The 26,738-nt window shown below is 72.0% G+C and carries 17 protein-coding genes; 8 read left to right on the forward strand and 9 right to left on the reverse strand.

What is annotated here, in order from left to right:
- Nucleotides 1-681 precede the first annotated feature (681 nt).
- Complete coding sequence (hpf, locus tag ACO0M4_RS23050) at nucleotides 682-1,377, forward strand: ribosome hibernation-promoting factor, HPF/YfiA family (RefSeq protein ID WP_390026502.1); 696 nt, start codon at nucleotides 682-684, stop codon at nucleotides 1,375-1,377.
- Between the two features lie 234 nt (nucleotides 1,378-1,611).
- On the forward strand, nucleotides 1,612-2,370 hold the full coding sequence (locus tag ACO0M4_RS23055) for a response regulator (protein WP_430372826.1): 759 nt from the start codon (nucleotides 1,612-1,614) through the stop codon (nucleotides 2,368-2,370).
- A 72-nt stretch (nucleotides 2,371-2,442) separates the two neighbouring features.
- Here the strand turns inward: ACO0M4_RS23055 and ACO0M4_RS23060 are convergent, their stop codons facing one another.
- Both ACO0M4_RS23060 and ACO0M4_RS23065 read right to left on the reverse strand, forming a co-directional pair.
- Nucleotides 2,443-3,696: a winged helix-turn-helix domain-containing protein gene (locus ACO0M4_RS23060; protein ID WP_430372827.1), complete on the reverse strand. Its 1,254-nt coding sequence runs from the start codon at nucleotides 3,694-3,696 to the stop codon at nucleotides 2,443-2,445.
- 66 nt (nucleotides 3,697-3,762) lie between these two features.
- Nucleotides 3,763-4,386, reverse strand: coding sequence for a GNAT family N-acetyltransferase (locus ACO0M4_RS23065; RefSeq protein WP_430372828.1), 624 nt, complete (start codon nucleotides 4,384-4,386; stop codon nucleotides 3,763-3,765).
- 319 nt (nucleotides 4,387-4,705) lie between these two features.
- Between ACO0M4_RS23065 and secA the strand changes: the two genes are divergently transcribed.
- Nucleotides 4,706-7,546, forward strand: a complete 2,841-nt coding sequence (gene secA, locus ACO0M4_RS23070) for a preprotein translocase subunit SecA (RefSeq protein ID WP_430372829.1) — start codon at nucleotides 4,706-4,708, stop codon at nucleotides 7,544-7,546.
- A gap of 153 nt (nucleotides 7,547-7,699) precedes the next feature.
- On the opposite strand, the gene ACO0M4_RS23075 is transcribed toward secA, so the two are convergent.
- A complete protein-coding gene (locus ACO0M4_RS23075; RefSeq protein WP_430372830.1) occupies nucleotides 7,700-8,494 on the reverse strand; it encodes an Rv3235 family protein in 795 nt (264 codons plus the stop codon).
- 280 nt (nucleotides 8,495-8,774) lie between these two features.
- On the opposite strand from ACO0M4_RS23075, the gene ACO0M4_RS23080 reads away from it, so the two are divergent.
- The 3 genes from ACO0M4_RS23080 to ACO0M4_RS23090 all read left to right on the forward strand — a co-directional run bounded on the left by ACO0M4_RS23080 (nucleotide 8,775) and on the right by ACO0M4_RS23090 (nucleotide 15,430).
- Complete coding sequence (locus ACO0M4_RS23080) at nucleotides 8,775-9,281, forward strand: DUF6912 family protein (protein WP_430372831.1); 507 nt, start codon at nucleotides 8,775-8,777, stop codon at nucleotides 9,279-9,281.
- 103 nt (nucleotides 9,282-9,384) lie between these two features.
- A complete protein-coding gene (locus ACO0M4_RS23085) occupies nucleotides 9,385-10,047 on the forward strand; it encodes an HAD family hydrolase (protein WP_430372832.1) in 663 nt (220 codons plus the stop codon).
- A 421-nt stretch (nucleotides 10,048-10,468) separates the two neighbouring features.
- Nucleotides 10,469-15,430, forward strand: a complete 4,962-nt coding sequence (locus ACO0M4_RS23090) for an NAD-glutamate dehydrogenase (protein ID WP_430372833.1) — start codon at nucleotides 10,469-10,471, stop codon at nucleotides 15,428-15,430.
- 124 nt (nucleotides 15,431-15,554) lie between these two features.
- Here the strand turns inward: ACO0M4_RS23090 and ACO0M4_RS23095 are convergent, their stop codons facing one another.
- A complete protein-coding gene (locus ACO0M4_RS23095) occupies nucleotides 15,555-16,364 on the reverse strand; it encodes an ABC transporter ATP-binding protein (protein ID WP_430373907.1) in 810 nt (269 codons plus the stop codon).
- Nucleotides 16,365-16,368: 4 nt separating this feature from the next.
- Nucleotides 16,369-17,316: an ABC transporter permease gene (locus ACO0M4_RS23100; protein WP_430372834.1), complete on the reverse strand. Its 948-nt coding sequence runs from the start codon at nucleotides 17,314-17,316 to the stop codon at nucleotides 16,369-16,371.
- 157 nt (nucleotides 17,317-17,473) lie between these two features.
- Here ACO0M4_RS23100 and ACO0M4_RS23105 point away from each other — a divergent pair, with 157 nt between their 5' ends.
- Nucleotides 17,474-18,109, forward strand: coding sequence for a TetR/AcrR family transcriptional regulator (locus ACO0M4_RS23105; protein WP_430372835.1), 636 nt, complete (start codon nucleotides 17,474-17,476; stop codon nucleotides 18,107-18,109).
- A 154-nt stretch (nucleotides 18,110-18,263) separates the two neighbouring features.
- Here the strand turns inward: ACO0M4_RS23105 and ACO0M4_RS23110 are convergent, their stop codons facing one another.
- Nucleotides 18,264-19,940: a protein kinase domain-containing protein gene (locus ACO0M4_RS23110; RefSeq protein WP_430372836.1), complete on the reverse strand. Its 1,677-nt coding sequence runs from the start codon at nucleotides 19,938-19,940 to the stop codon at nucleotides 18,264-18,266.
- 406 nt (nucleotides 19,941-20,346) lie between these two features.
- Between ACO0M4_RS23110 and ACO0M4_RS23115 the strand changes: the two genes are divergently transcribed.
- Nucleotides 20,347-22,536 (forward strand): PIG-L family deacetylase, encoded by a 2,190-nt coding sequence (locus ACO0M4_RS23115; RefSeq protein ID WP_430372837.1) that lies wholly within the window; start codon nucleotides 20,347-20,349, stop codon nucleotides 22,534-22,536.
- Here ACO0M4_RS23115 and ACO0M4_RS23120 read toward each other — a convergent pair.
- From ACO0M4_RS23120 to ACO0M4_RS23130, 3 genes are all read right to left on the reverse strand, one after another.
- A complete protein-coding gene (locus ACO0M4_RS23120; RefSeq protein WP_430372838.1) occupies nucleotides 22,494-22,943 on the reverse strand; it encodes a GtrA family protein in 450 nt (149 codons plus the stop codon). The genes ACO0M4_RS23115 and ACO0M4_RS23120 overlap by 43 nt on opposite strands.
- Nucleotides 22,943-23,929, reverse strand: a complete 987-nt coding sequence (locus ACO0M4_RS23125; protein WP_430372839.1) for a glycosyltransferase family 2 protein — start codon at nucleotides 23,927-23,929, stop codon at nucleotides 22,943-22,945. The genes ACO0M4_RS23120 and ACO0M4_RS23125 overlap by 1 nt, the downstream gene beginning before the upstream one ends.
- 61 nt (nucleotides 23,930-23,990) lie before the next feature.
- The gene (locus ACO0M4_RS23130; RefSeq protein WP_430372840.1) at nucleotides 23,991-26,675 is read right to left on the reverse strand and encodes a YfhO family protein; all 2,685 of its coding nucleotides are present in this window, start codon (nucleotides 26,673-26,675) and stop codon (nucleotides 23,991-23,993) included.
- Nucleotides 26,676-26,738: the final 63 nt, after the last annotated feature.

Consider the following 26,738-nt stretch of genomic DNA (forward strand, 5'->3'; position numbering starts at 1 on the left):
GGCCAAAGGGACGGCGGTGGTCGGCCACAAGGCAGGCAAAGGGCCGCCGGGCCACAAGGGTGCCCGTGCCTCTTCCGGATGGAGCGGACCGCCTTGTTCCGCCCCTGGCGAGTGGCTGCCCCCCCACCGGCCTGCCGCGATGGCCCCTGGCGCGCTGATCGGTCGACCGGCCTGCGGTGACGGCCCGGAGGTTCTGATCGTTCGACCGGACTGACCGGCCTGACCGGCCCACGGGCGCGCCTGTGGGCCGTGGCCCAGGCGGTGCCGCCGTCCGAGGGAACGGTGTCCCGGGGCGTTGACCGGCGAGGTGGGGCCCCGGACGGCCGTCGGAGCGTCCCTGCGGGAGCCGGGGCAAGGGGAACTGGGTGGGGTGGCAGGTCGTTGCTGGTAGTGAGCGCCGAATTTCACTCAAACGGAGCTGGTCGTGGCGAGGGGGTGCCGACACCCGTCCAGTAGAGCTATGTTCGGTTGTGAGGACTTGGCGGACGCTTTGCCTCGGATGTCGTGTTGCATGCTTTTCAGGGTTTTTCGGCGATTCTGAAAACGTGGGAATGGAGATCTCGTCCCTGGGGGAGGAGGAGGTGAAAGTCGCCAGTCCGAGGCTCCGGCACCCACCGGGGCCTGGTGCAAGAAGGAGCTGCTCCGCTCGCTGAGCGGGGCGATCCGGGAACGGAGTTCTGCGTGGACATCGTCGTCAAGGGCCGCAAGACCGAGGTGCCCGAGCGGTTCCGCAAGCACGTGGCCGAGAAGCTGAAGCTGGACAAAGTCCAGAAGCTCGACGGCAAGGTGATCAGCCTGGACGTCGAGGTGTCCAAGGAGCCCAACCCGCGGCAGGCCGACCGTTCCGACCGAGTGGAGATCACCCTCCGCTCCCGTGGCCCGGTGGTCCGGGCCGAGGCGGCCGCAGCCGACCCGTACGCCGCGCTGGATCTGGCAACAGCCAAGCTGGAGGCGCGCCTGCGGAAGGAGCACGACAAGCGTCACTCACGCCGTGGCAACGGCCGTATCCCGGCGAGTGAGGTCGCGATCACCGTCCCCGACGCGGCACGGCTGAACGGCCACGGCCTGACGGCCGCGGAGGAAGCCGCGCAGCAGGACAAGGTGCCGACCACCCGGATGGGATCGCTGGAGATCCAGGGCGAAGGGCCCGTGGTCGTCCGCGAGAAGACCCACTCGGCCGCACCGATGGCGCTTGACCAGGCGCTGTACGAGATGGAGTTGGTCGGACACGACTTCTATCTCTTCGTCGACGCCGAGACCAAGCAGCCGAGCGTCGTCTACCGGCGGCACGCTTACGACTACGGCGTCATCCACCTGAATTCCGACGCGTTCGGAGAGGAATCACCCGGCGGCGCAGGCGGCGCGCTGGGAGGCTGACCCCCACCCGTTCGGTGCCCCCGGCGTACGCCCGGGGGCACCATCGTGCCTGCGGAAGGCTGGAGTTGAAGCCGTATAGTGTTTGTGCCAGCCGGGGAGTATGTGGACGCGAAACGGCGACATACCGGGGAGACGGTCGTATGGCATTGATCGGGCCGGCCGAAAAGGGCTGTTGTCAACCAGCCTTATATCCAAACTCTGGCCCTTCGGCCGAGTAGTTGACGGGGAGGAACCATGGGGGAGAGTTTCGGGCCCGTACGGGGTGACGCGGGCGGCGATGTCTGCGGTGTGGGGGCTGACGACGCGGACGGTGCTGCGCGGGTGCCGCGCAAGGAGCCGATTCGTGTCCTCGTCGTGGACGATCATGCGCTCTTCCGCCGCGGCCTGGAGATCGTGCTGGCGCAGGAGGAGGACATCCAGGTCGTCGGTGAGGCGGGTGACGGTGCGGAGGCGGTCGACAAGGCCGCCGACCTGCTGCCCGACATCGTGCTGATGGACGTGCGGATGCCCCGGCGCGGCGGGATCGAGGCGTGTACCTCCATCAAGGAGGTGGCCCCCAGCGCGAAGATCATCATGCTGACGATCAGCGACGAAGAGGCCGATCTCTACGACGCGATCAAGGCCGGTGCCACCGGCTACCTCCTCAAGGAGATCTCCACCGACGAGGTGGCCACCGCGATCCGGGCCGTCGCGGACGGTCAGTCGCAGATCAGCCCGTCGATGGCGTCCAAGCTCCTGACGGAGTTCAAGTCGATGATCCAGCGCACCGACGAGCGTCGTCTGGTGCCGGCGCCCCGGCTCACCGATCGGGAGCTGGAGGTCCTCAAACTCGTCGCCACGGGCATGAACAACCGCGATATCGCCAAGGAGTTGTTCATCTCCGAGAACACCGTCAAGAACCATGTGCGCAACATCCTGGAGAAGCTCCAGCTGCATTCCCGGATGGAAGCCGTGGTGTATGCGATGCGGGAGAAGATTCTCGAAATCCGGTGAAGTCGGGGGCCAGGTGCCCCCGGATTGACGTCGGATTGCCGGTGGTTCGGGGTCGGCGCCGGGGCTTGCGGGTCAGGCAGTGGTGGCCTCCTCGGGGTTCGTCTCGTCGGTGTGGGTGAGTTCGGCGCGCAGGGCGGCTGCCAGCCGCGGGTCGTCGCAGCGCTCGATGTGGACGCTGTCGCAGCCCACCCAGGCCGCGGCCTCGCGCAGGGCCTGGGCCATGGGGCGGACAGCCTTGGGGCCCTGGAGCGAGAGCTGGCGGGCGACCAGGGTGCCGCCCTCGCGGGCCGGGTCGACGCGGCCGACCAGCTTGCCGCCGGCCAGCAGGGGCATGGCGAAGTAGCCGTGTACCCGCTGGGGCTTGGGGACGTAGGCCTCCAGGCGGTGGGTGAAGTCGAAGATCCGTTCCGTCCGTGGGCGGTCCCAGATGAGGGAGTCGAAGGGCGAGAGCAGGGTCGTGCGGTGCCGGCCGCGGGGCGCGGCGGCGAGCGCCTCCGGATCCGCCCAGGCGGGCTTGGCCCAACCCTCGACCGTCACCGGCACCAGCCCGGTGTCCTCGATGACGGCGTCCACCTGCTCGCCCTTGAGGCGGTGGTAGTCGGCGAGGTCCGCGCGGGTGGCCACGCCCATCGCGGCGCCGGCCTGGGCCACCAGGCGCCGTATGCACGCGGTGTCGTCGAGGTCGTCGTGGAGCAGCGGCTCGGGGACGGCGCGTTCGGCGAGGTCGTAGATCCGCTTCCAGCCGCGGCGTTCGGTGCAGACCACGTCGCCGGTGTCCAGCAGCCACTCCACGGCGATCTTGGTTTCGGACCAGTCCCACCACTCCCCGCCGTTCCGGCCGCCGCCCAGCTGGGAGGTGGTGAGGGGACCGTCGGCTTTGAGGCGGTCCAGGACGGCGGCGCAGGAGCGTGCGGAGTCCTTCATGACGTGCCAGCGGTGGCCCTTGGCGCGCCGGGCGCGGCGGCGGAAGGCGAAGTGCGGCCACTCCTCGATGGGCAGGATGCAGGCCGCGTGCGACCAGTACTCGAAGCTGTGCGGCCGGGCCGGGGCATTGCCTTCGGGGCTCGCCGACCAGTAGGCGCCCTCTACGGCGGAGCGGCCGACTGCGCCGAGCCGGGCGTAGGGGATCAGCTCGTGGGAGCGGGCGAGCACGGAGATCGTGTCGAGCTGGACCGCGCCCAGGCGGCGCAGCATCCCGCGGACGCCGGCCCGGCGGTCCGGGGCGCCCAGCAGGCCCTGGGCCCGCAGTGCCATCCGTCGGGCGTCGTCGGCGGACAGGGCGGTCACGGGGCGTGGTGCGGGCTTTCGCTGCGTCACTCCGGTCATGTGGCACAGCGTAGGGGCGGCCACTGACAACGCCCCGGGGTTCGGCCGTTCCCGCAGGTCAGGGGGTTAGCGGGGGTGGGGGAGGTAGGGCGTGGGGGCCTGGGACGGGAGGGTGGCGGAGCCGGCGGGGACGGGCTCGCGGGGCAGGTCGGACGGGAGGAGGGAGCCGATCCAGAGGTCCCGGCGGGTGCCGTCGTGCACCAGCTTGGCGCGCAGGGTGCCCTCCCGGTGGAAGCCGACCTTGCGGGCGACCGCCCAGGAGCCTTCGTTGCCGGCCTCGGCGAGCCATTCCAGGCGTTCCACGGCCAGCTCGCGGAAGGCCCAGCGGACCACCGCGCCGGCGGCTTCCGCGGTGTAGCCCTGGCCGCGCTGCTCCTTCGCCGTCCAGTAACCGAGCTCCGCCTGCCGCTCCAGGGTGCGCAGCTGGTCGAGTCGGAGCAGAGCCATGGAACCGACCAGGGTTCCGCCGGCCCGGGTGACCACGGCGAAGGTGTAGGAGGTGTCGTTCCGCCAGCCCTCGGCGGCGACGGTGTCGACGAACCGCTCCGCGTCGGCGTGGCTGTACGGCGAGGGGACGTCGGTCCAGCGGGGGATGTCGGGGTCCTGACAGGCGGCGTGTACCGCGGGCACGTCAGAGGGCTCGAAGGGGCGCAGCAGGAGGCGGTCGGTGGTGAGGGTGACGGGCATCATGTGGTGAGTCTGCTGCGGCGGGCACCGCATCGCGAGCCGTTTTCGTCATGATTCCGGGCACTGTGGCCCAGGGGCGCCGGGAACGGTTCCGGGAATGTCTGCGGGAGGTTTTCGGTGGTTCTGCGGAAACTTTTCCGGCACCTTCTCGCGGGCTCGTGCGTTGACCTGGCGAGGGGTCGGCGGGCTCGGCTGCGGCGGACCTCCCGGCCGGACAGCGTCCTCCTTTACGATGGCCGTTGCGGCGGGGCCTGCCCCCTGGAAACATGCCGCGCCCGCGCACTCGACCGTGCAGGCCCGACCGGCAAGGAGACCAGCCCAAGTGTCCGTCTTGACGAAGATCATGCGTGCAGGCGAAGGAAAGATCCTGCGCAAGCTGCACCGCATCGCGGGCCAGGTGAACTCCATCGAAGAGGACTTCGCGGCGCTCTCCGACGCCGAGCTGCGGGCGCTCACCGATGAGTACAAGCAGCGCTACGCGGACGGCGAGAGCCTCGACGACCTGCTGCCCGAGGCGTTCGCCACGGTCCGGGAGGGCGCCAAGCGGGTGCTCGGCCAGCGGCACTACGACGTCCAGCTGATGGGTGGTGCGGCCCTGCACCTCGGCTTCGTCGCGGAGATGAAGACCGGTGAGGGCAAGACCCTGGTGGGTACCCTCCCGGCGTATCTGAACGCGCTGTCCGGCAAGGGCGTCCACCTGATCACGGTCAACGACTACCTCGCCGAGCGCGACTCCGAGATGATGGGCCGGGTCCACAAGTTCCTGGGCCTGTCCGTGGGCTGCATCCTGTCCGACATGACGCCGGCTCAGCGCCGCGAGCAGTACGGCTGTGACATCACCTACGGCACCAACAACGAGTTCGGCTTCGACTACCTGCGCGACAACATGGCGTGGTCGCAGGACGAACTGGTCCAGCGCGGCCACAACTTCGCGATCGTCGACGAGGTCGACTCGATCCTGGTGGACGAGGCCCGTACGCCGCTGATCATCTCGGGTCCGGCGGACTCGGCCACCAAGTGGTACGGCGACTTCGCCAAGTTGGTGCAGCGCCTCAAGCGGGGCGAGCCGGCCAACCCGCAGCGCGGTGTCGAGGAGACCGGCGACTACGACGTCGACGAGAAGAAGCGCACCGTCGGCATCCACGAGTCCGGTGTCGGCAAGGTCGAGGACTGGCTGGGCATCGACAACCTCTACGAGTCGGTCAACACGCCGCTGGTCGGGTACCTCAACAACGCGATCAAGGCCAAGGAGCTGTTCAAGCTCGACAAGGACTACGTCGTCATCGACGGCGAGGTCATGATCGTCGACGAGCACACCGGTCGTATCCTCGCCGGCCGCCGCTACAACGAGGGCATGCACCAGGCCATCGAGGCGAAGGAAGGGGTGGAGATCAAGGACGAGAACCAGACGCTCGCCACGATCACCCTCCAGAACTTCTTCCGCCTCTACGACAAGCTCTCCGGCATGACCGGTACGGCCATGACCGAGGCCGCGGAGTTCCACCAGATCTACAAGCTCGGCGTCGTCCCGATCCCGACGAACCGGCCGATGGTCCGCAAGGACCAGGCGGACCTGATCTACCGCACCGAGCCCGCGAAGTTCGACGCGGTCGTCGAGGACATCGCCGAGAAGCACGAGAAGGGTCAGCCGATCCTGGTCGGCACCACCTCCGTCGAGAAGTCCGAGTACCTCTCGCAGCAGCTCAAGAAGCGCGGCATCGCCCACGAGGTGCTCAACGCCAAGCAGCACGACCGGGAGGCGACGATCGTCGCCCAGGCCGGCCGCAAGGGCGCGGTGACGGTCGCCACCAACATGGCCGGCCGCGGTACGGACATCAAGCTCGGCGGCAACCCCGACGACCTCGCCGAGACCGAGCTGCGCCAGGCGGGGCTGGACCCGGTCGAGCACGTGGAGGAGTGGGCGGCCGCGCTGCCCGCCGCCCTGGAGCGCGCCGAGGCGGCCGTCAAGGCGGAGTTCGAGGAGGTCAAGGAGCTCGGCGGGCTCTACGTCCTGGGCACCGAGCGGCACGAGTCGCGGCGTATCGACAACCAGCTGCGCGGTCGTTCCGGCCGACAGGGCGACCCGGGTGAGTCGCGGTTCTACCTCTCCCTGGGCGATGACCTGATGCGGCTGTTCAAGGCCCAGATGGTCGAGCGGGTCATGGCGATGGCCAACGTGCCCGACGATGTGCCGATCGAGAACAAGATGGTGACGCGGGCGATCGCCTCCGCCCAGTCGCAGGTCGAGCAGCAGAACTTCGAGACCCGCAAGAACGTCCTGAAGTACGACGAGGTGCTCAACCGCCAGCGCGAGGTCATCTACGGCGAGCGGCGCCGCGTCCTGGAGGGCGAGGACCTCCAGGACCAGGTCAAGCACTTCATGGAAGACACGATCGACGCCTACATCCAGGCGGAGACCGTCGAGGGCTTCGCCGAGGAGTGGGACCTGGACCGCCTGTGGGGCGCGTTCAAGCAGCTCTACCCGGTCAAGGCGACCATCGAGGAGCTGGAGGAGGAGGTCGGCGACCGCGCGGGCCTGACCGCCGAGTTCATCGCCGACGGCATCAAGGACGACATTCACGAGCAGTACGCCGCCCGTGAGGAGCAGCTGGGCTCGGAGATCATGCGGGAGCTGGAGCGCCGCGTGGTGCTGTCCGTCCTGGACCGCAAGTGGCGTGAGCACCTCTACGAGATGGACTACCTCCAGGAGGGCATCGGCCTGCGGGCGATGGCCCAGAAGGACCCGCTGGTCGAGTACCAGCGCGAGGGCTTCGACATGTTCACCGCGATGATGGAGGGCATCAAGGAGGAGTCCGTCGGCTACCTGTTCAACCTGGAGGTCCAGGTGGAGCAGCAGGTCGAGGAGGTCCCGGTGGAGGAGGCCGCCGAGCGCGCCCCGCTGGAGCAGGGCGACGAGGAGGCCGTCCCGGCAGCGGCCGGTACGGGGCGTCCGGAGATCCACGCCAAGGGCCTGGAGGCGCCGCAGCGGCCCGATCGGCTGCACTTCACCGCGCCCAAGGTCGACGGTGACGGCAGCGTCATCGAGGGCGACTTCGTCAGCGACGTGGAGGGCGAGGGTCCGGCCCGCTCGGAGGCCGATGGGCTGACGCGTGCGGAGCGGCGCAAGGCGCAGAAGAGCGGGGGCCGCCGCCGCAAGAAGTAGCCGCATGCCGCGCAGCGGTCCGCTGCGCGGCGGAAGCTGAAGCGAAGGGCGCCCTGGCCGTGGCCGGCCGGGGCGCCCTTCGTGCTGCGCGGGTCCGACCTGTGGGACAGGTCCTGGCGAGGGCCTGTCCCGCGGATCGGGGTTGGCCAGGTCCTAGGGGAAGGGGCCGATGTCGAGGGCGGCGCAGCGCCAGCGGGCGTCGGCGCCCCGTTCCAGGCGGAATGCCAGGGCGCGCAGGCGGGCGCCGGTGGTGATGCGGGCGAACGCCTCGATGACGCCGTCGCGGGGGCGGCACAGACCGCAGGCGTGGAGGGCCGGGACGGGGGCGCGCAGGCCCGGGGCGACATAGGGGCGCAGGGGTGACAGCGGGGCGAGTTCGGCGAGTTGGTCGTAGGCGGCGGGCAGGGCGTGTCCGAGGAGGGCGTGGACGGGGCGTTGGGCGCTCAGGGTGAGCAGGAGTTGGTGGGCGAACCAGAGGTGGGGCCGGTTCTCGTGGGCGTGGCGTCGGGCACTGGGGGTGGGGAGTGGGGTGTCCCGGGTGGGGAGTGGGGTGGTGGGCGGGCTGGCGGGGCGGCGTGGGGTGGTGGTGCGGGTGAGGTGTGGGGTGCGGGTGGGTCCGCGGTTGCCGGGGGAGCCGGGGCCGCGGCCCGCGGGGCCGGTGGGGCGGCGGGTGTCGCGGCGGGCCGGGGGAACGGTGCGGCGCGGCGCGGTGGGCGCCGGCGCCGGTTTGGGCGGGGTGCCGGGGGTGTTCGGGGCGTCGGGGGTGCGGTCGGTGGGGGAGCGGCGGGGGCGGGGGACGGTCGGGGCGGGCGCCGGGCCGTCGGCGGTGGGCGCACCCGGTGTCGCACCGCCGGAGGGCGGGCCTGGGCGGGCCGGGTCCGCAGGGGCCGGGCGGGTGTCCGTCGTGGCGCCGGTCGTTGCGGTGTTCTCGCTGGTCGTATCGGTCATCGCGGTGCCCCCTCGTGCCCGGCCCGGAGTGATTACCGGGCGGTAGCTTGTGGTGTGGGATCTTGTCGGCGGGGCGCCGGGGACGGCAAGGCGCGCGGCCGTCGGGGGTACGGCGGGGGATTTTCACCCGTCCGTGACACGGGCCCGGGATTGCGGGGCGGGGTCGGGGCGGCGGAGGGGTGCGGGCCGGGTGTGACGGGAGGTGCCGGGGCGGCACGATGGGGGACGCACGGCCGTATGCTGGCGGGGCATTGTTCTGGATCTAGCGAGAGCGGCTGTTATGCGTGTCTACGTTCCCCTGACGCTTTCCGGGCTCGCTGCGGCACATCAGAGCGGTGAGCTGGAGGCCGGCCCGCTGCTCGCGTACGCCGTCACGCCCGCGCTGCGGGAGTGGTACGTCTCGGACGACATCGAAGAGCTGGAGTACGCGGCCCTGAACCGCGCGGCGCAGGCGTCGCTGCGACTGCTGGCCGGGCACCCGGACGTGGCCCGGCGGCGGGTCGTGTTGGCGGTGGACGTGCCGGACCGGAGCGCGGCCGTGGACCCGGACCTGGGGCTGGACCAGTCCGCGCTGGGCGAGGTGCGGATCGCCGGGCCGGTGCCGCTGTCGAAGGCGGCGGCGGTGCACGTGGACGCCGCGGACGCGGTGGAGGACGTGGCGGCGGCCGCGGCGGCGCTGGGCGCGGCCGATGTCGGCGACGACGACGCGCAGTTCACGGTGGACGGTGCCGAGGACCACGACCTGATGTGGTTCGGGGTGCAGGAGATTCCGCAGTTGCTGGGGTGACGCCCCGGCGTGGCGGCCCGGCCGCCGGCCCGTCGCCGTTGTCAGTGGCGGCGGGTACGGTTTTTCCCATGGCAATCGCGCGGGGGAAGGACCGGGGATCGGCATGAGGAAGCCCGCCGCACACATCGTGTGGGACTGGAACGGCACCTTGTTCCACGACATCGACGCCGTGATCGCGGCGACCAACTCCGCCTTCGCGGAGATCGGCCTGGCGCCGATCACCCTGGAGCGGTACCGCGAGCTGTACTGCGTGCCGGTGCCCCGGTTCTACGAGCGGCTGATGGGCCGGCTGCCGACCGAGGCCGAGTGGCAGGTGATGGACGACACCTTCCACCGGTACTACACCGAGCACCGGGTGGGGTGCGGCCTCGCCGAGGGCGCACAGACGCTGCTCGCGTCCTGGCAGGCGGCCGGACGGAGCCAGTCGATCCTCAGCATGTTCGGCCACGACGAGCTGATACCCCTGGTCCGCGGCCTGGGCATCGCCTCGCGGTTCGTCCGGGTCGAGGGCCGCACGGGGCCGTCCGGGGGGTCGAAGAGCGCGCAGATGGTCCGTCATCTGGCGGCTCTGGAGAGCGTCGATCCGGGGCGTACGGTGGTGATCGGGGACGCCGTCGACGATGCGGTGGCCGCGCGTGACGCGGGAGCCCATGCGGTGCTGTACACCGGCGGTTCGCACAGCCGGAGCAGTCTGACGGCCGCCGGAGTGCCGGTGGTGGACAGTCTCGCCGAGGCCGTGCAGGTCGCGGAGGACATCGCGGCCTAGCGGTTCGGCCCGCTGCACACCGGCCTGCTGCGCACCGGCCCGCTACACATACGCCACCCCGGCGCCCCATTGTCCAGAAGGGCCAAGTTAAGGGTGTGGTTTTACGTGCACGGCGCATAACGGGGCAGTTGTCGGGAGAGATAGCCTTGCACCGTGATCAGCGCGATAGTCCGCGGGGGTAGCAAGGCCCCCGCCGTGCGCCCGGGACACCACCGTGACCGGGCGGCTGCTGATCGTTGCGGCCGCCAATCCATGTCGACTTCGTCAAAACTCGTCGACGGCGGTACGGCCTTCCCCCATCGCGGCATAGCGTCGACAGCGACAGGACACCTCGCGTCGCGGCGGCGTTGTGCGGCTTCCACAGCCCTTCCCACGTTTTTCCACGACGTCACGCAACGGCGCGCGACAGGAGCCAGAGGACATGCAGACCAAGCTGGACGAAGCCAAGATCGAGCTGCTCGCGAGGGCCGCCCGGGTAGGTGAGAGCAGCCCGGCCGGGGCGAAGACCCCGGTACGCGGACTGGACCCGGACACCCTCACGGGATACCTCCAGCGCTACTACCTGCACACCGCCCCCGAGGACCTCGCCGACCGCGACCCGGTCGATGTCTTCGGTGCCGCGCTTTCCCACTACCGCCTCGCCGAGCACCGGCCCCAGGGCACCGCGAATGTGCGGGTGCACACCCCGACCGTCGAGGAGAACGGCTGGACGTGCAGCCACTCCGTCGTCGAGGTGGTCACCGACGACATGCCCTTCCTGGTCGACTCGGTCACCAACGAGCTCTCGCGGCAGGCGCGCGGCATCCACGTCGTGATCCACCCGCAGTTGATCGTTCGCCGGGACGTCACCGGCAAGCTGATCGAGGTCCTCGACATCAACGGTGACGTGCACGGCCTCAACGGCGGCCGGAAGGCCACCGAGCTGCCGCACGACGCGGTCGTCGAGTCCTGGATCCACGTCGAGATCGACCGGGAGACCGACAAGGACGACCTCAAGCAGATCACCGCCGATCTGTTGCGGGTGCTCTCCGACGTCCGCGAGGCCGTCGAGGACTGGGACAAGATGCGCTCCGCCGCCCTGCGGATCGCCGAGGACCTGCCCGCCGAGCCGATCGCCGACGACATCCGCGCGGAGGAGGTCGAGGAGGCCCGGGAGCTGCTGCGCTGGCTCTCCGACGAGCACTTCACCTTCCTCGGCTACCGCGAGTACGAGCTCGCCTGCGCGCCCTGCGACGACGGCACGGAGGAGGACGTCCTCACCGCGATCCCCGGCACCGGCCTGGGCATCCTGCGCTCCGACCCGGCGCACCGCGAGAGCGACGCCGGACACCCCGTCTCGCCGTCCTTCAACCGGCTGCCCGCGGACGCCCGCGCCAAGGCCCGTGAGCACAAGCTGCTGATCCTCACCAAGGCCAACAGCCGCGCCACCGTCCACCGGCCCTCCTACCTCGACTACGTCGGGGTGAAGAAGTTCGACAAGGACGGCAACGTCATCGGGGAGCGCCGCTTCCTGGGCCTGTTCTCCTCGGCCGCGTACACCGAGTCCGTCCGACGGGTGCCGGTGATCCGCCGCAAGGTCGCCGAGGTCCTGGAGGGCGCCGGCTTCAGCCCGAACAGCCACGACGGCCGCGACCTGCTCCAGATCCTGGAGACCTACCCGCGCGACGAGTTGTTCCAGACCCCGGCCGACCAGCTGCGGTCCATCGCCACCAGCGTGCTCTACCTCCAAGAGCGCCGTCGTCTGCGGCTCTACCTCCGCCAGGACGAGTACGGCCGCTACTACTCCGCGCTCGTCTACCTCCCGCGGGACCGCTACACCACCGGTGTCCGGCTGCGGCTGATCGACATCCTCAAGGAGGAGCTGGGCGGCACCAGCGTCGACTTCACCGCCTGGAACACCGAGTCGGTGCTCTCCCGGCTGCACTTCCTCATCCGGGTCGAGCCCGGCACCGCCCTGTCCGAGCTCACCGACGCGGACGTGGACCGCATCGAGGCCCGGCTGGTGGAGGCCGCCCGCTCCTGGGCCGACGGCTTCGCCGAGGCGCTGACCGCCGAGGTCGGCGAGGAGCGCGCCGCCGAGCTGCTGCGCCGCTACGCCCACGCCTTCCCCGAGGGCTACAAGGCCGACAACAACCCGCGCAGCGCGGTCGCCGACCTCCAGCACCTGGAGAAGCTCACCGGGGAGCCGGGCCACGACTTCGCGGTCAGCCTCTACGAGCCGGTCAACGCCAGCCCCGGTGAGCGCCGCTTCAAGATCTACCGCCGGGGCGAGCCGGTCTCGCTGTCGAAGGTGCTGCCCGGCCTCAACCGCCTGGGCGTCGAGGTCGTCGACGAGCGTCCGCACGAGCTGCGCTGCGCCGACGCCACCCTCGCCTGGGTCTACGACTTCGGTCTGCGGATGCCCGAGCACGTCTCGGGTGACGACGCCCGCGAGCGCTTCCAGGAGGCGTTCACCGCGGTGTGGACGGGCGCCGCCGAGAGCGACGACTTCAACCAGCTGGTGCTGCGGGCCGGTCTCGACTGGCGTCAGGCGATGGTGCTCCGTGCCTACGCCAAGTACCTGCGGCAGGCCGGTTCGACCTTCAGCCAGACGTACATGGAGGACACCCTCTCCAACAACGTCCACACCACCCGGCTGCTGGTCTCGCTCTTCGAGGCACGGATGTCCCCGGAGCGGCAGAGCGCCGGCACCGAGCTGATCGACGGGCTGCTGGAGGAGTTGGAAGGCGCCCTGGACCAGGTCGCCTCCCTCGACGAGGACCGCATCCTGCGCTCCTTCCTCACCGTCATCAAGGCGACCCTGCGCACCAACCACTACCAGCGCGACAGCACGGGCCGGCCGCACTCCTACCTGTCCATGAAGCTGGACCCGCAGGCCATCCCCGATCTTCCGGCGCCCCGCCCGGCGTACGAGATCTGGGTGTACTCGCCCCGCGTCGAGGGCGTCCACCTGCGGTTCGGCAAGGTCGCACGCGGTGGTCTGCGCTGGTCGGACCGGCGGGAGGACTTCCGCACCGAGATCCTCGGCCTGGTCAAGGCGCAGATGGTCAAGAACACCGTCATCGTGCCGGTCGGCGCCAAGGGCGGCTTCGTCGGTAAGCAGCTGCCGGACCCGGCGCAGGACCGGGACGCGTGGCTGGCCGAGGGCATCGCCTGCTACAAGACCTTCATCTCGGGTCTGCTGGACATCACCGACAACCTCGTCGGCGGCGAGGTCGTCCCGCCCAAGGGCGTCGTCCGGCACGACGAGGACGACACCTACCTGGTGGTCGCCGCCGACAAGGGCACCGCGACGTTCTCCGACATCGCCAACGAGGTCGCCGAGTCCTACGGCTTCTGGCTGGGTGACGCGTTCGCCTCCGGCGGCAGCGCCGGCTACGACCACAAGGGCATGGGCATCACCGCCCGCGGCGCCTGGGAGTCGGTCAAGCGGCACTTCCGGGAGCTGGGCCACGACTCCCAGACCCAGGACTTCACCGTCGTCGGCGTCGGCGACATGTCCGGTGACGTGTTCGGCAACGGCATGCTGCTCAGCGAGCACATCCGGCTGGTCGCCGCCTTCGACCACCGGCACATCTTCCTCGACCCCAAGCCGGACGCGGCGACCTCGTACGCCGAGCGCCGCCGGCTGTTCGAGCTGCCGCGTTCCTCGTGGGCGGACTACAACACCGACCTGCTCTCGCAGGGCGGCGGGGTGCACCCGCGGTCGGCCAAGTCCATCCCGATCAACGCCCAGGTGCGGGCCGCGCTGGGCATCGAGTCCGGCGTGAAGAAGATGACGCCGGCCGACCTGATGCAGGCCATCCTCAAGGCCCCGGTCGACCTGCTGTGGAACGGCGGCATCGGCACGTACGTCAAGGCGTCCACCGAGTCGCACGCCGACGTGGGCGACAAGTCCAACGACGCGATCCGGGTCAACGGTGAGGACCTGCGGGTCAAGGTCGTCGGCGAGGGCGGCAACCTGGGCCTGACGCAGTTGGGCCGGATCGAGTTCGCCATTGCCGGCGGGAAGATCAACACCGACGCGATCGACAACAGCGCCGGTGTGGACACCTCCGACCACGAGGTCAACATCAAGATCCTGCTCAACTCCGTCGTCGCCAACGGCGACATGACGGTCAAGCAGCGGAACAAGCTCCTGGCCCAGATGACCGACGAGGTCGGCTCGCTGGTGCTGCGCAACAACTACGCGCAGAACACCGCACTGGCGCTGGCCATCGCCCAGTCCTCCAGCATGCTCCACGCCCAGCAGCGCTTCATGCGCCGCCTGGTGCGCGACAGGCACCTGGACCGGGCGCTGGAGTTCCTGCCCAGCGACCGGCAGATCCGGGAGCGGCTGAACGCCGGGCGCGGCCTGACCCAGCCGGAGACCGCGGTCCTGCTCGCCTACACCAAGATCACGGTGGCCGACGAGCTGATCCAGACGGGGCTGCCGGACGACCCCTACCTCCAGCGCCTGCTGCACGCGTACTTCCCGACCGCGCTGCGGGAGGACTTCACCGACCAGGTCGACGGGCACGCGCTGTCCCGCGAGATCGTCACCACGGTGCTGGTCAACGACACCGTCAACACCGGTGGTACGAGCTTCCTGCACCGGATGCGGGAGGAGACCGGAGCCTCGCTGGAAGAGGTCGTCCGGGCGCACACCGCGGCCCGCGCGATCTTCCGCCTCAACCAGGTCTGGGACGACGTCGAGGCGCTCGACAACGTCGTCGCGGCCGACGTCCAGACCCGGATCCGGCTGCACTCGCGCCGGCTGGTCGAGCGCGGCACCCGCTGGCTGCTCAACAACCGCCGTCAGCCGCTGGAGCTGTCCGGGACGATCGAGTTCTTCTCGGAGCGGGTGGCGCAGGTCTGGGCGGAGCTGCCGAAGCTGCTCCAGGGCAGTGACCTGGAGTGGTACCAGACGATCCTGGAGGAGCTGACCGACGCCGGGGTGTCCGAGCCGCTGGCCGTCCAGGTGTCCGGCTTCTCGTCGGTCTTCCCGGCGCTGGACATCGTCGCCATCGCGGACCGTACGGGCAAGGAGCCGCTGGCCGTCGCGGAGGTCTACTACGACCTGGGCGACCGGCTGCGGATCAACCAACTCCTGGACCGGATCCTGGAGTTGCCGCGGAACGACCGTTGGCAGTCGATGGCCCGTGCCTCCATCCGCGAGGACCTCTTCGCGGCGCACGCCGCGCTCACCTCGGACGTGCTGTCGGTGGGCAACGGGTCGGCGTCGCCGCAGGAGCGGTTCTCGGCGTGGGAGGAGGCGAACGCGGCGATCCTGACGCGGGCGCGGGCCACGCTGGAGGAGATCCACGGGTCCGAGGGGTTCGATCTGGCGAATCTCTCGGTGGCCATGCGGACCATGCGGACGTTGCTGCGTACGCATAGCTGAGGCCGGTGGGGGCGGCGCCCGGCGGCGCCGGCCCCCTTGCCCGCAAGCGCCGGACGGGCTGGTGGGCCTGTCCGGCGCTCACGGCGTTGTGGGCCAGGGGAGAGGGGGGGAGGGAGGAGGGCTACTAGCCCTGGGTGAAGTCCTCGTAGGCGGCGAGGACGTCGTCGGTGGGGCCGTCCATGCGGAGGACGCCCTTTTCCAGCCACAGGACCCGGTCGCAGGTGTCGCGGATGGAGTTGTTGTTGTGGCTGACCAGGAAGACCGTGCCGGCCTCCTCGCGCAGCTCCCGGATGCGGGCCTCGGAGCGCTTCTGGAAGCTGCGGTCGCCGGTGGCCAGGGCCTCGTCGATCAGCAGCACGTCGTGGTCCTTGGCGGCCGCGATGGAGAACCGCAGCCGGGCGGCCATACCGGAGGAGTAAGTGCGCATCGGCAGCGAGATGAAGTCGCCCTTCTCGTTGATGCCGGAGAAGTCGACGATGCCGTCGTAGCGTTCGTGGACCTCCTCGCGGCTCATGCCCATCGCCAGGCCGCCGAGGATGACGTTCTTCTCGCCGGTCAGGTCGTTCATCAGGGCCGCGTTGACGCCGAGCAGCGAGGGCTGGCCGTGGGTGTAGACCTTGCCGCGCTCGGCGGGCAGCAGCCCGGCGACCGCCTGGAGCAGGGTCGACTTGCCGGAGCCGTTGGAGCCGATCAGGCCGATCGACTCGCCGCGGTAGGCGGTGAAGGAGACGCCCTTGACGGCGTGCACCTCGCGCACGCCGGTGGCGGGCTTGCGGCGGGCGATGCGGCCCAGCGCCGCGGTGGCGCTGCCCTTGCCGGCGCCGGTGCCGTAGACGCGGTAGACGATGTGCAGTTGGTCGGCGATCACGGTCGGGATGCGGGGCTCGTCCGGTGCCGCCGGGCCGGTGCCGCTCACGCTCAGGTTCTCCGTCATGAACTCAGCCACGTCCGTACCGCTCCTCGGCCTTCCAGAAGTACACGAAGCCCCCGACGCCCGCCAGCAGTGCCCAGCCGGCCGCGAACGCCCAGACGTGCGGCGGGAGTTGGTGCGCCTTGAAGCTGTCGATCAGGGCGAAGCGCATCAGGTCGATGTAGACCGCGGCCGGGTTGCCGTTCAGCAGCACCACCACGATCTGCGGGAGGTGCTTGCCCTTGAGGATGAGGCTGATGCTGAACATCACGCCGGACGCGTACATCCAGGTCCGCATGATGAAGGGCATCAGCTGCGCCAGGTCCGGGGTCCGCGCGCCGAGCCGCGCCATGACCATCGCGAGGCCGACGTTGAAGACGAACTGGAGCGTCAGCGCCGGGACGACCAGCAGCCACGACCAGGTCGGCACCTGCCCGAAGCACAGCAGGATGATCACCAGCACGCCCATGGAGTACAGCAGCTGCTGGAGCTGTGCCAGGCAGAACGAGATCGGCAGGCAGGCGCGGGGGAAGTGCAGCGCGCGCACCAGGCCGAGGCTGCCGGAGATCGCCCGGGTGCCGGTCATCACCGAGTTCTGCAGGAAGGTGAAGACGAAGACGCCGGTCACCAGGTACGGGATGTAGTCCGGGACGCCCTTCCGGGTGCCGATCAGCACGCCGAAGATCAAGTAGTAGACGCCGGCGTTGAGCAGCGGGGTGATCACCTGCCAGAGCTGGCCGAGCTTGGAGGTGGTGTACATCGCGGTGAGCTTGGCGGTGGCGAACGAGGTGATGAAGTGCCGCCGGTGCCACAGCTGCCGGGTGTACTCGGACAGCGAGGGGCGGGCGCCGCTCACCGTCAGGCCGTGGCGTTCGGCCAGGGCGCGCAGCTCCGGGTCGGGTGAGCCGCCGGAGCCGGCCGGCCGGACGGGAGCCGGGGCCGGGCCGGGGGGCGGGGGAGCGAGGGTCTGGGGCATGGGCCGCTTTCGCTTTCGTACGGGGACGTCGGAGTCCGGTCGGGCGGACGCCAGGGTCCGACACGACGATGGAACGGGTCCGTATCGTCGCGACGTCGACAGTAGGGCCGGTTCACGTCGAAACGCAACCGTAGCGTCGTGCCGCTAGGATCAAGGCATGGCAAAAGACGGCACCGAGAGCGAGAGAGGCCCGGCGGCGTCCGGTGCGCGCCGGGCCCCGGCCGGCGCCGCCGTGCTGCGGGAGGACAAGACCGCCGCGATCCGCGCGGCGGTCTTCGAGGAGCTGGCCGCGGTCGGCTTCGCCCGGATGTCCATCGAGGGCATCGCCCGGCGGGCCGGGGTCGGCAAGACCGCCGTCTACCGGCGCTGGCGCTCCAAACTGCACCTGGTCCTGGACGTGATCTCGGCGGTCGCCGCGGCGGGACTGCCGGCCCCGGACACCGGGTCGCTGCGCGGCGACGTCCGGATGGTGCTGGAGGTCGCGGCCCGCGCGCTGCGGCACCCGATGGCCTCGCAGATCATCCCGGACCTGCTGGCCGAGGCGGCGCGCAGCCCGGAGCTGGCCACGGCGTTGAAGTCCGCGCTGCACGACAGCCAGGAGGGCGTCGCCGCGGCGGTGGTGGCGCGGGCGGTGGAGCGCGGTGAGCTGCCCGTGGACGTGGATCCCCAGCTGGCGCTCGACCTGCTGACCGGGCCGCTGTACTGGCGGCTGCTGGTGGTCCGCGACGAGGTGCCCGCGGGGTACCTCGACGCGTTGGCGGGGTCGGTGACGGCGGCGCTGGGCGCGGAGTAGGCGCAGCGGACGCGGCGCGGGGCGGCCGGATCTCTCCGGGCGCCCCCGCGCCGCGTTTCAGGGCCCTACCCGACCCCTACCCGGCCCCTACCCGGCCCCTGCCCGGCCCCTGCCCGGCCCTTGTCCGGTGGATCAGGGGCCGGACGGGCCCCGGCTAGCCCTTCTTCCAGAGCGTCACCTTGGTCGCGAAGTCCGGCATGTTGCTCTGGTGGTTCGGGCTCATGCCGGTGATCTCGATCATCGCCAGGTTGCCGTCGGTGGTCTCCGTGCACAGCAGGGTGCCGACGTGGATCGTCTGGCCCTTGTCCAGCTCTTCGCGCCGCACCTTGTCCGGGAGGACGTCCGAGTGCGAGCCGTCCAGGCACGCCTGGGCGGTCCGGCCGGTGCTGCGGCCCATGGGGGTGTGGAACTCCAGGCCGATCCCGGACACGCCGTTGTAGGTGATCTCGTAGGGGGACTCGTCGATCTGCGTGCCGGGCACCGACTTGGGGACGTCCAGGTCGATGTAGTTGAAGCCCGCCTCGGAGGGCGCGCGCAGGGCGAACGGGCGGTCCTTGAAGGCGACCTGGTAGCCGGCGTTCCCGTCCGGTGTCGGGGACGCGGACGGGGTGGGCGGCGGGCCGGACGAGCCGTCCTTCCCGTGCGCGGGGGTGGGGGAGTCGTGCCGGCCCGTGGCCTGGTCGCCGGAGCCGTCGCTGCGCGCCACGGTCCAGGTGATGCCGGCCACCGCGATCAGCGCCACCACACCGAGCGCGGCCCGTAGCGCGGGGTTGCGCCGCGGGCCGGCCGCGGGTGCGCCGGGGCCGGTGGTGGGCATGGCGTGCAGATGGCCGGGCGTCGGTACGGGGCCGGTGGCGCCCTGGGTCGGGGCGGCGTGCGGGCCCGTTCCCCAGGTGGGGGCGTGGCCGGCCGGGCCCTGCGTCGGGGTGTAGCCGGGCGGCGGCGGGGTGGTGGCCGGTTGCGGGTCCGGGAGTTCCTCGGCGGCGCGCTCCCGCCGGGCGATCTCGGCGGCCACGGGGGTCGGCAGCCAGTCGTCGAAGTCCCGCGGTCCGCGCCCGGACGCCGCCCGGCACAGCTCCGCCAACTCGGCGGGCGCCGGCCGCTGTTGGGGGTCGGCGGCCAGGCAGCGGGTGAGCAGCGGGCGCAGCGCGTCCGGGTAGCCGGTGAGGTCCGGGGCGACCTGCGCGGTGTTGGCGATCCGGGCGGCGACGGTGATGGCCGCGCCGTCCCCGTACGGGTGCCGGCCGGTGGCCGCGACCGCCGCGATCAGGCCCAGCGAGAAGAGGTCGGCGGCGGGCGTGACCTGCTCGCCGCCCGCGTGCTCGGGGGACATGTACTGCGGGGTGCCGATGAAGCCGCCGCTGCGGGTGAGCTGGGTGGCGTCGGCGGCCCGGGCGATCCCGAAGTCGATGACGTAGGGGCCCTGCGAGCCGAGCAGGACGTTGCTCGGCTTGAGGTCGCGGTGGACGACCCCGGCGGCGTGCACCGAGCCCAGGGCGGTGGCCGCCGCGCCGATCAGCTGGAAGACCGCCGGCAGCGGCAGCGGGCCGTACCGCAGGGCCTCGTCGAGCGGCAGGCCGGGGATGAACGCCGTGGCCAGCCAGGGGAGTTCGCCGCTGGTGTCGTGGTCGAGGACCGAGACGATGTGGTAGCCCTGGACCCGTCGGGCGGCCCGGACCTCCTGCTCGAAGCGGCTGCGGAAGTCCGGGTCCTGCCCGAACTCCCGGCGGATGACCTTCAGCGCGGCGGGCTGGTTGCCGCGGGTGCGGGTGAGGTACACCGAGCCCATGCCGCCCTCGCCCAGACGGGCCAGCAGCCGGTAGCCGGCCACCTCCCGTGGATCCTCGGAGCGCAAGGGCAGGAAGACGTCGTCGTGCGTGCTGATGTGGAGCCACCCCCCGGTCGAGAACTACCGGGGAATGCTATCCGCACACCTGTCCGGCGGCGGGATGCCCAGCCGGCCAACGCCGCGGCAGGCAGGGGCAGTCCGTCGACGTCCCGGGGCGGCACCGTCCCCCTCGCTGCGGTACGGCGTCAGCCGACTGACGGGCACTCACTCCGATGCTCACCCGACACTCACCGCCATGCGCCACGATTCACCCGAAGGAGTTGTCGTCCCTCGGTGGGGAGGCCCGGGGTGCCGTGCGTGGACCGGGCCGCGGCGGCCTTGTGGGCGCGCGGGATCGCCGGGGCCCGCAAATACTGAGGATGTGCCCCGGTCAGGACCCTCAGGGCCGTTGACGTCGCGCCGCCGGCTGTTGCAGGTCACCGGCGGTGCCGTTCTTGCGGCCACCGCGGGCGCCGGCGTGTGGGCCTGGACCTCCCCCGACACCTCGCGCCCGGCCCCGCCGGCCCGCGAGCAGGAGTCCGCCGAGGAACCGGACGAGCAGGTGTTCCTGCACGTCATCGCGCACCCCGACGACGGCCTGTTCTTCATGAATCCGGGCCTGGAGCAGGCCATCCGCAGCGGCGCGCGGACCGTCACGGTCTGTCTGACGGGCGGGGAGTCCGACGGCCGGAACGCCCCCCGCGGCACCGCCCTGCACCACCGGGTGATCCCCGACCGGTCGGCGTTCGCCCGGGCCCGGGTCAACGGACTGCTCGCCGCGCACGCCCAGATGGCCACCGGCGACCCGGAGAGCACCTGGGACGCCGAGGCCCGCACCCTGCTCCGCGGCTTCCAGGTGGAGGTCCAGACGCTGCGCGCCGCCCCCCAGCACCAGCTGGTCTTCCTGGAGCTGGTCGAGGCCCGCGCGGTCTACCAGCCGCGCGCCATCAGCCTGCGCGGCCTCTGGCTCGGGGTGGCCGACTCGATCCCCACGCTGCGCCCCGAGGGCAGCCCCGTTCAGCGGCAGTTCCGCTACACCCGCGACCAGGTCACCGACACCCTGACGGCGGTCCTGGACTGGGTCCGGCCCACCGTCGTCCGCACCCTGGACCCCAACGCGGTGCACTCCGGCAAACGGCCGCTGTCCACCCCCGACCCCCGGTTGGCCGGTCTGCGCTACTTCGACCACCAGGACCACACCGCCTCCGCCCACTTCACCCAGGCGGCGCTGGCCCGCTACTGGGGGCGCAGCCGCCCCGCCCCGACCCTCGTGGAGAACTACCTCGGCTACGAACTCGGCGTCCTCCCCGGCGACCTCGACCCGTCGACCGTCCGCCGCAAGGCCGGGACGCTGAACACCTACGGCTGGGCCGACCACCGCCCGTGCGCCGACCCGGCGGGCTGCGGCGACCGCAAGGTCGGCGGCTCCGCCCTCAACGGCAGCCCGCGGAGCTGGACCCGCAGCACCCGGCTGCGCGCGCCCGGCTCCAACGCCTGGGTGCGGCCAGCCCGGGACGGCCGGCTGACCGCCTTCGCGGTGCTGGGCGGGGCCGCGTACGGCTGGGCGGAGACCTCGGCGGGCAGCGGGCGGTTCGGCGCGCCGTACCGGATCGGCGGGGACCTGCTCCAGGGGCAGCTGCACGTGGTGCGTCACCCGGATGGCACCCTCCAACTGTTCGGGTCCCGGACGGTCCTGCCCGGGCCCGACACCGACCACCGCCGCGAGCTGGTCACCGCGCGGCAGTCCGGCACCCGCCCGGACGGGGGGCCCGCGTTCGGGGAGTGGGAGTCGCTGGGCTCCCCGGACCCGGACCCGGTCCGGTCGCTGGAGATCGGCTTCCCGGCGGCGGTGGCGGCCCCGGACGGCACGGTGCACCTGTTCGTCCGGACCTGGGACGGCGGGATCGGCCACCGCAGTGGGCCGCACGGCGCACAGTGGTCGCCCTGGGACCTCCTGGAGGGACCGGCCGGCATCGGCACCCTCAAGGCGTCCCCGCAGGTCGTCGACGGGATCGACGCCTGTGTGGACTCCGCGGGGCTGATCCACGTGGTCGCGCCGAGCGTCCGGACGGTGCAGCACTGGGTGTCCAAGGAACCGGGACGAACGCCCCGGCCGGGCGCGGCCACCGGGCTGCCGGAGCCGGGCGGGCCGATCAGCATCGCCCCTCTGGCTGGCGGTGTGGTGCGGATCGCCTACCGGCAGTCGGGGACCGCGCGGGTGCTGATCGCCGAGCGGCAGCGGGCGGTCGGCAGTTGGCGGGTCGCCGGGCAGTGCGAGCGGGCCGGCGGCTACGGGCGGGTGGCGCTGGCGCCGACCGGCAGCGGCGACCGGATGGTGCTGGCCGCCCGGGACGACGCCGGCGACGTCCGGGTGGCGATGGCGCAGGCCGCGCCCAAGCCCTGGCAGCGGTGCCGGCTGGCGCATTCGGCGGCGGCCGGGGTGGTCCACGACGCGGCCGGCCGGGCGGTGCTGGTCGCCCTCGGCAACGACGGTCGGCTGTACGCGGCCCGGCAGGCGAAGGCCGGGCAGACCGCGCCGTTCCTGGCGTTGCGGGGTCAGACCGGTCCGCCGGAGCGCGCCGGCGACGACTCGGGCTGACCGGGCGCGCTGTCGCGGCGGGTGGGGGGCCGGAGTATGCGTCGGGAGACGACGAAGGTGACCGGCAGCGCCAGCAGTGCCGCGGCCAGCGGAGCGGCCACGCTGTTCATCCCCAGCCAGCTCACCAGCGCCACCAGACCGGCGCTCTGCACCGCGTAGTTGGTGACCTGGGTCAGCGGGAAGAGCAGGAACTTCTTCCAGGTGGGGCGGGTGCGGTAGGTGAAGTAGGTGTTCAGGAAGAACGAGCCGACCAGGCTGAGGGCGAAGCCGACGGTGTAGGCCGCGAAGTACGGCAGCAGGCGGTGCAGCGGCAGGTAACAGGCGTAGAACGTCACGGTGTTGACGCCGCCGACCACCGTGAACCGGACGACCTGCCCCCAGGGGACCGCCGTGGCCGGCCGGCGCATCAGCGGGGCCGCGGGCCGACGGTGGCGGTCCCGGGCGGGGCCGGCGCGTGCACCGGGGCGGGCGCGGCGCCGTCGCTCTCCTTGACCAGGAAGTGCGGTCGCCGCTTGGTCTCGTAGTAGATCCGCCCGATGTACTCGCCGATCAGGCCGAGCATCACCATCTGGAGGCCGCCCAGCCCCACGACGATGGCCACCAGCGTCACGTAGCCGGGGGCGGTGACCCCGCCGACGGCGGCGACGCCGATGACCCACAGGGCGTAGAGGGCGGCGAGTAACGCCAGGCTCAGCCCGGTGTAGATGGCGGCGCGCAGCGGACGGCAGTTGAAGGAGATCATCCCGTCGATGCCGTAGTTGACCAGTGAGCCGAAGCGCCACTTGGTCTCGCCGGCCTCCCGGGCCGCGTTGCGGTAGTCGAAGCTGACGGTGTCGAAGCCGATCCAGGAGAACAGCCCCTTGGAGAAGCGGTTGTACTCGGGCAGCGAGACCAGTGCGTCGACCGCCTTGCGGGACAGCAGCCGGAAGTCGCCCGCGCCGTCGGTCAGTTCGACGTCGATCCAGGTGTTGACGGCGCGGTAGTACAGGCGGCTGAGCGCGGTGCGCAGCCGCCGGTCGCCGTCCCGGCTGCGCCGGGCGATGACCTGGTCGTGGCCGAGCTGGTAGAGGTCGAGCATCTTCTCGATCAGTTCCGGCGGGTGCTGGAGGTCGGCGTCCATGATGATCACCGCGTCGCCGGTGGCCGCCTTGAGTCCGGCCAGCATCGCCGGCTCCTTGCCGAAGTTGCGGCTGAAGGAGAGGTAGCGGGTGGTGCCGCGGTGCCGGTGGGCCAGGGAGCGCAGCCGGGGCAGGGTTCCGTCGAGGCTGCCGTCGTCCACGTAACACAGCTCGTACGCGACGGTGAGACCGTCCAGCACCGCGCGCAGCTGTGCGTCGAAGCGACCTATCACGGCTTCTTCGTTGTAGCAGGGGACGACGATGGAGAGCTTCATGAGCGGGCCTTTTCGCCGGGGACAGGGGGCGGCTTAGGCGGCCGTCCCCTGAAAAGCAGTTTTACAAATCCGGGCGAAACGCACTATTTGGGCGGCTGGGTGGACTGTGTCGCGGACGCCGCCGGCGGACGGCACCGACGCGGGCCACCGCGCCCACCGCCAGCACCCCCGCCCCGCTCGCCGCCAGCCCCGCGGCCAGCCCCGGCGGGACGTACGCGCAGCTCAGCCGCGTCGCCCCCGGCCCCAGCGGAACGGCCAACAGCCCGCCCAACGCCCCGGGCGCCCGGACCGGCCCGCCATCCACCGAACAGCCCCAACCGGACACCGCCGGCAGGGCGAGCACCGCGGTCCCGGCGGCCCCCGGATGCAGCCGCGCCACCAGGCCGTGGCCGCCGGCGGACAGCCGGACCGGCCCCTCCAGCGCCCGCACCGCCGCGGCCAGCCGACCCGGGCGCAGACAGCCCACCGCCCGCTCCGGCACGTACTGGCGACCCTCCCCGGCGAACCGCACCGGCACCGCCCCGTCCGCCGGTACGGTGCCCAGCCGCCGCAGCGGGCCGGCGGTGACGTCCCGCCGGCCCACCGCCTGGGTCGTCGTCCCCGGCCCGTCGACCTCGCCCGCGAACCACGGCGCGTACCAGAGCGCCTCACTGCCCGGCGTGCACCGGGCGGTGAAGACCGTCCCACCGGCCTGGGGAGCCACCGCACCCGAGGGCACGGTGGGCTGCCGCCGGGCCGGCAGCACCCAGCCGCCGGGCGCCCGCTCCGGGGGCGGCCCCGCCGTGGGCACCAGTCGCGGCACCTCGTAGACCCGGGCGCCCAGCACCCGCTCCTGACGGGCGAAGACGGTGTCCGGGCCGGCCCCGGGGCCCGGCAGCGGCCCGCGCCGCACGGTTAGCAGCGGCGCCGCCGGGCCGCGCTGCACGGTGTACTGGCCGCGCGGCCCGCCCGCCACCGGCTGCATCTGCGCGCTGCTCACCCCCATCAGGGCCTGCCCCACCGGGTCCTCGAAGCTGAGCGTGTGCCGCCCCCGGATGTACCAGCCGGCGCCCAGCCCGTGCAGCGTCCGGGCGGTCGCCGCGGGCACGTAGCTGCTGTAGTACGCGCCGCCCTCGCCGCCGAGCAGCAGCGGATCGTTGTTGGCGAACTCGTGCGGGCCCGGGTCCGTGCGGGAGCGCGGCCAGTCGTCGCGGGCGGCCAGTCCCCGCCGGGTGGCCAGCGCCCCCGCGGTCAGGGTCAGCTTCGGCCGGAACCACGGGATGCGGTCCCGCGCGGCCGTCACCGCGAACGTCGTGTACGCGGCGGTCAGCGTGGTCGCACAGACCAGCACCGCGGTGACGGCCGCCCGCCCCCGCGGCCGCGCCCGCAGCCGGGCCGGTGCCAGCAGCGCCGCCAGCACCACCGCACCGCCGCCGACCATCACGAACCAGGTCGAGCCACCCACCGCGCTGCGCTCCCGGCAGCACCACAGCAGCACCGCGACCAGCCCCGCCCCCGCGGCCAGCTCCCGCGGCCGCGGGCGGTGCGCCAGCGCCAGCCAGGCGATCATCACCAGCACCCCGCTGAGCACGAAGGCGGCCCGGTACGGGCTTCCGTTGGGCAGCGCCAGCCCGTGCCACAGCAGGATCGTCGGCTTCCAGACGAACGAGACGGCGATCGCCGCCGCGAGCAGCGACCACCCGATCCGCGCCCGGGCCGGCACCGCCCGGACGAACGGGAAGGCGGCCACCAGCAACAGCGCCAGCACCCCGACGAAGACGTTCGGCGCCGGCACCGCACCGTGGCCGCCCGGCAGCAGCTGCGCCACCTGGTCCAGCAGCGGCGGCCGGCCCCCGTACACCGCCGTGGGCGGCGGCTGCGAGGTCCGGCTGGCCTTCAACGTCACCGTCAGCACCGGCGCGGCCAGCGCGATCCCGGTCGCCGTCATGGCGGCCGCCCGTCCCGCCACCCGCGCTGCCGCCCGCAGCCGGCCGCCCGCCGGCGCCGCCACGGCGTCGTCGTCCACCAGCAGCCGCACCGCCAGCACCAGGCCGGTCGCCAGGGTGGCCATCGCCGCGGTGTAGAAGTTCCCGGCCCAGGCGAGTGTCACCAGGAGCGTCCCGGCCACCCAGCGCACCCGCCGCAGGCACCAGTCAGCGGCGATCCCCAACAGGGGCAGCGAGACCAGTCCCCACATCCACATCGGATCGGCGGACCCGTCGTTCAGCACCCAGGCGCACAGCGCGTACCCCACCGCCAGCAGTGCCCGCAGCCCGCCCGGTCCGGGCCGCAGCCGCCCCAGCAGGACGGTCATCAGCGCCGCGCCCAGCCCGATGCTCAGCAGCGTCACCAGGAACACTGGTAGATCCACCAGCGCCCGTGGGAACACTCCGACCAGCAGGGAGAACGGATTCATCAGATACGTGACGAAGTCCGCCAGGAACGGGACGCCGTACCCGCTGCCCCAGTTGAAGAACAGGTCCCCGTGGGCGGTGCCGTGCAGCAGGTCCCACAGCCGGGCGTGGAACGGCACGAACTGATTGCCCAGGTCGTTGACGGCCCGGGAGCGCGGCCCGAAGGGGTAGCTGCCGTGGGCGGTCAGCGCCAGGCAGTACGCCGCCATGGACAGCAGCGCCGCGAGCCCGGGCGCGGCCGGCCGGCGCCATCGGGTCCGGCCGGCGGGTGTGGCGCAGGTCGCGCCGGGCGGGGTCCGGGCAACCTCGTGGGCCCGGACCCCCTCTTGGGGTGCGGAAGGTGTCGGGCTCACCGGCGCTCCTCCGAGGTCGGCGCGGTACTCCGCGCGCAGACAGGCAGCGAACGATTTATATGG

Origin of the sequence: Streptomyces sp. RGM 3693 (assembly GCF_050471125.1) — a bacterium.
GTDB lineage: Bacteria > Actinomycetota > Actinomycetes > Streptomycetales > Streptomycetaceae > Streptomyces.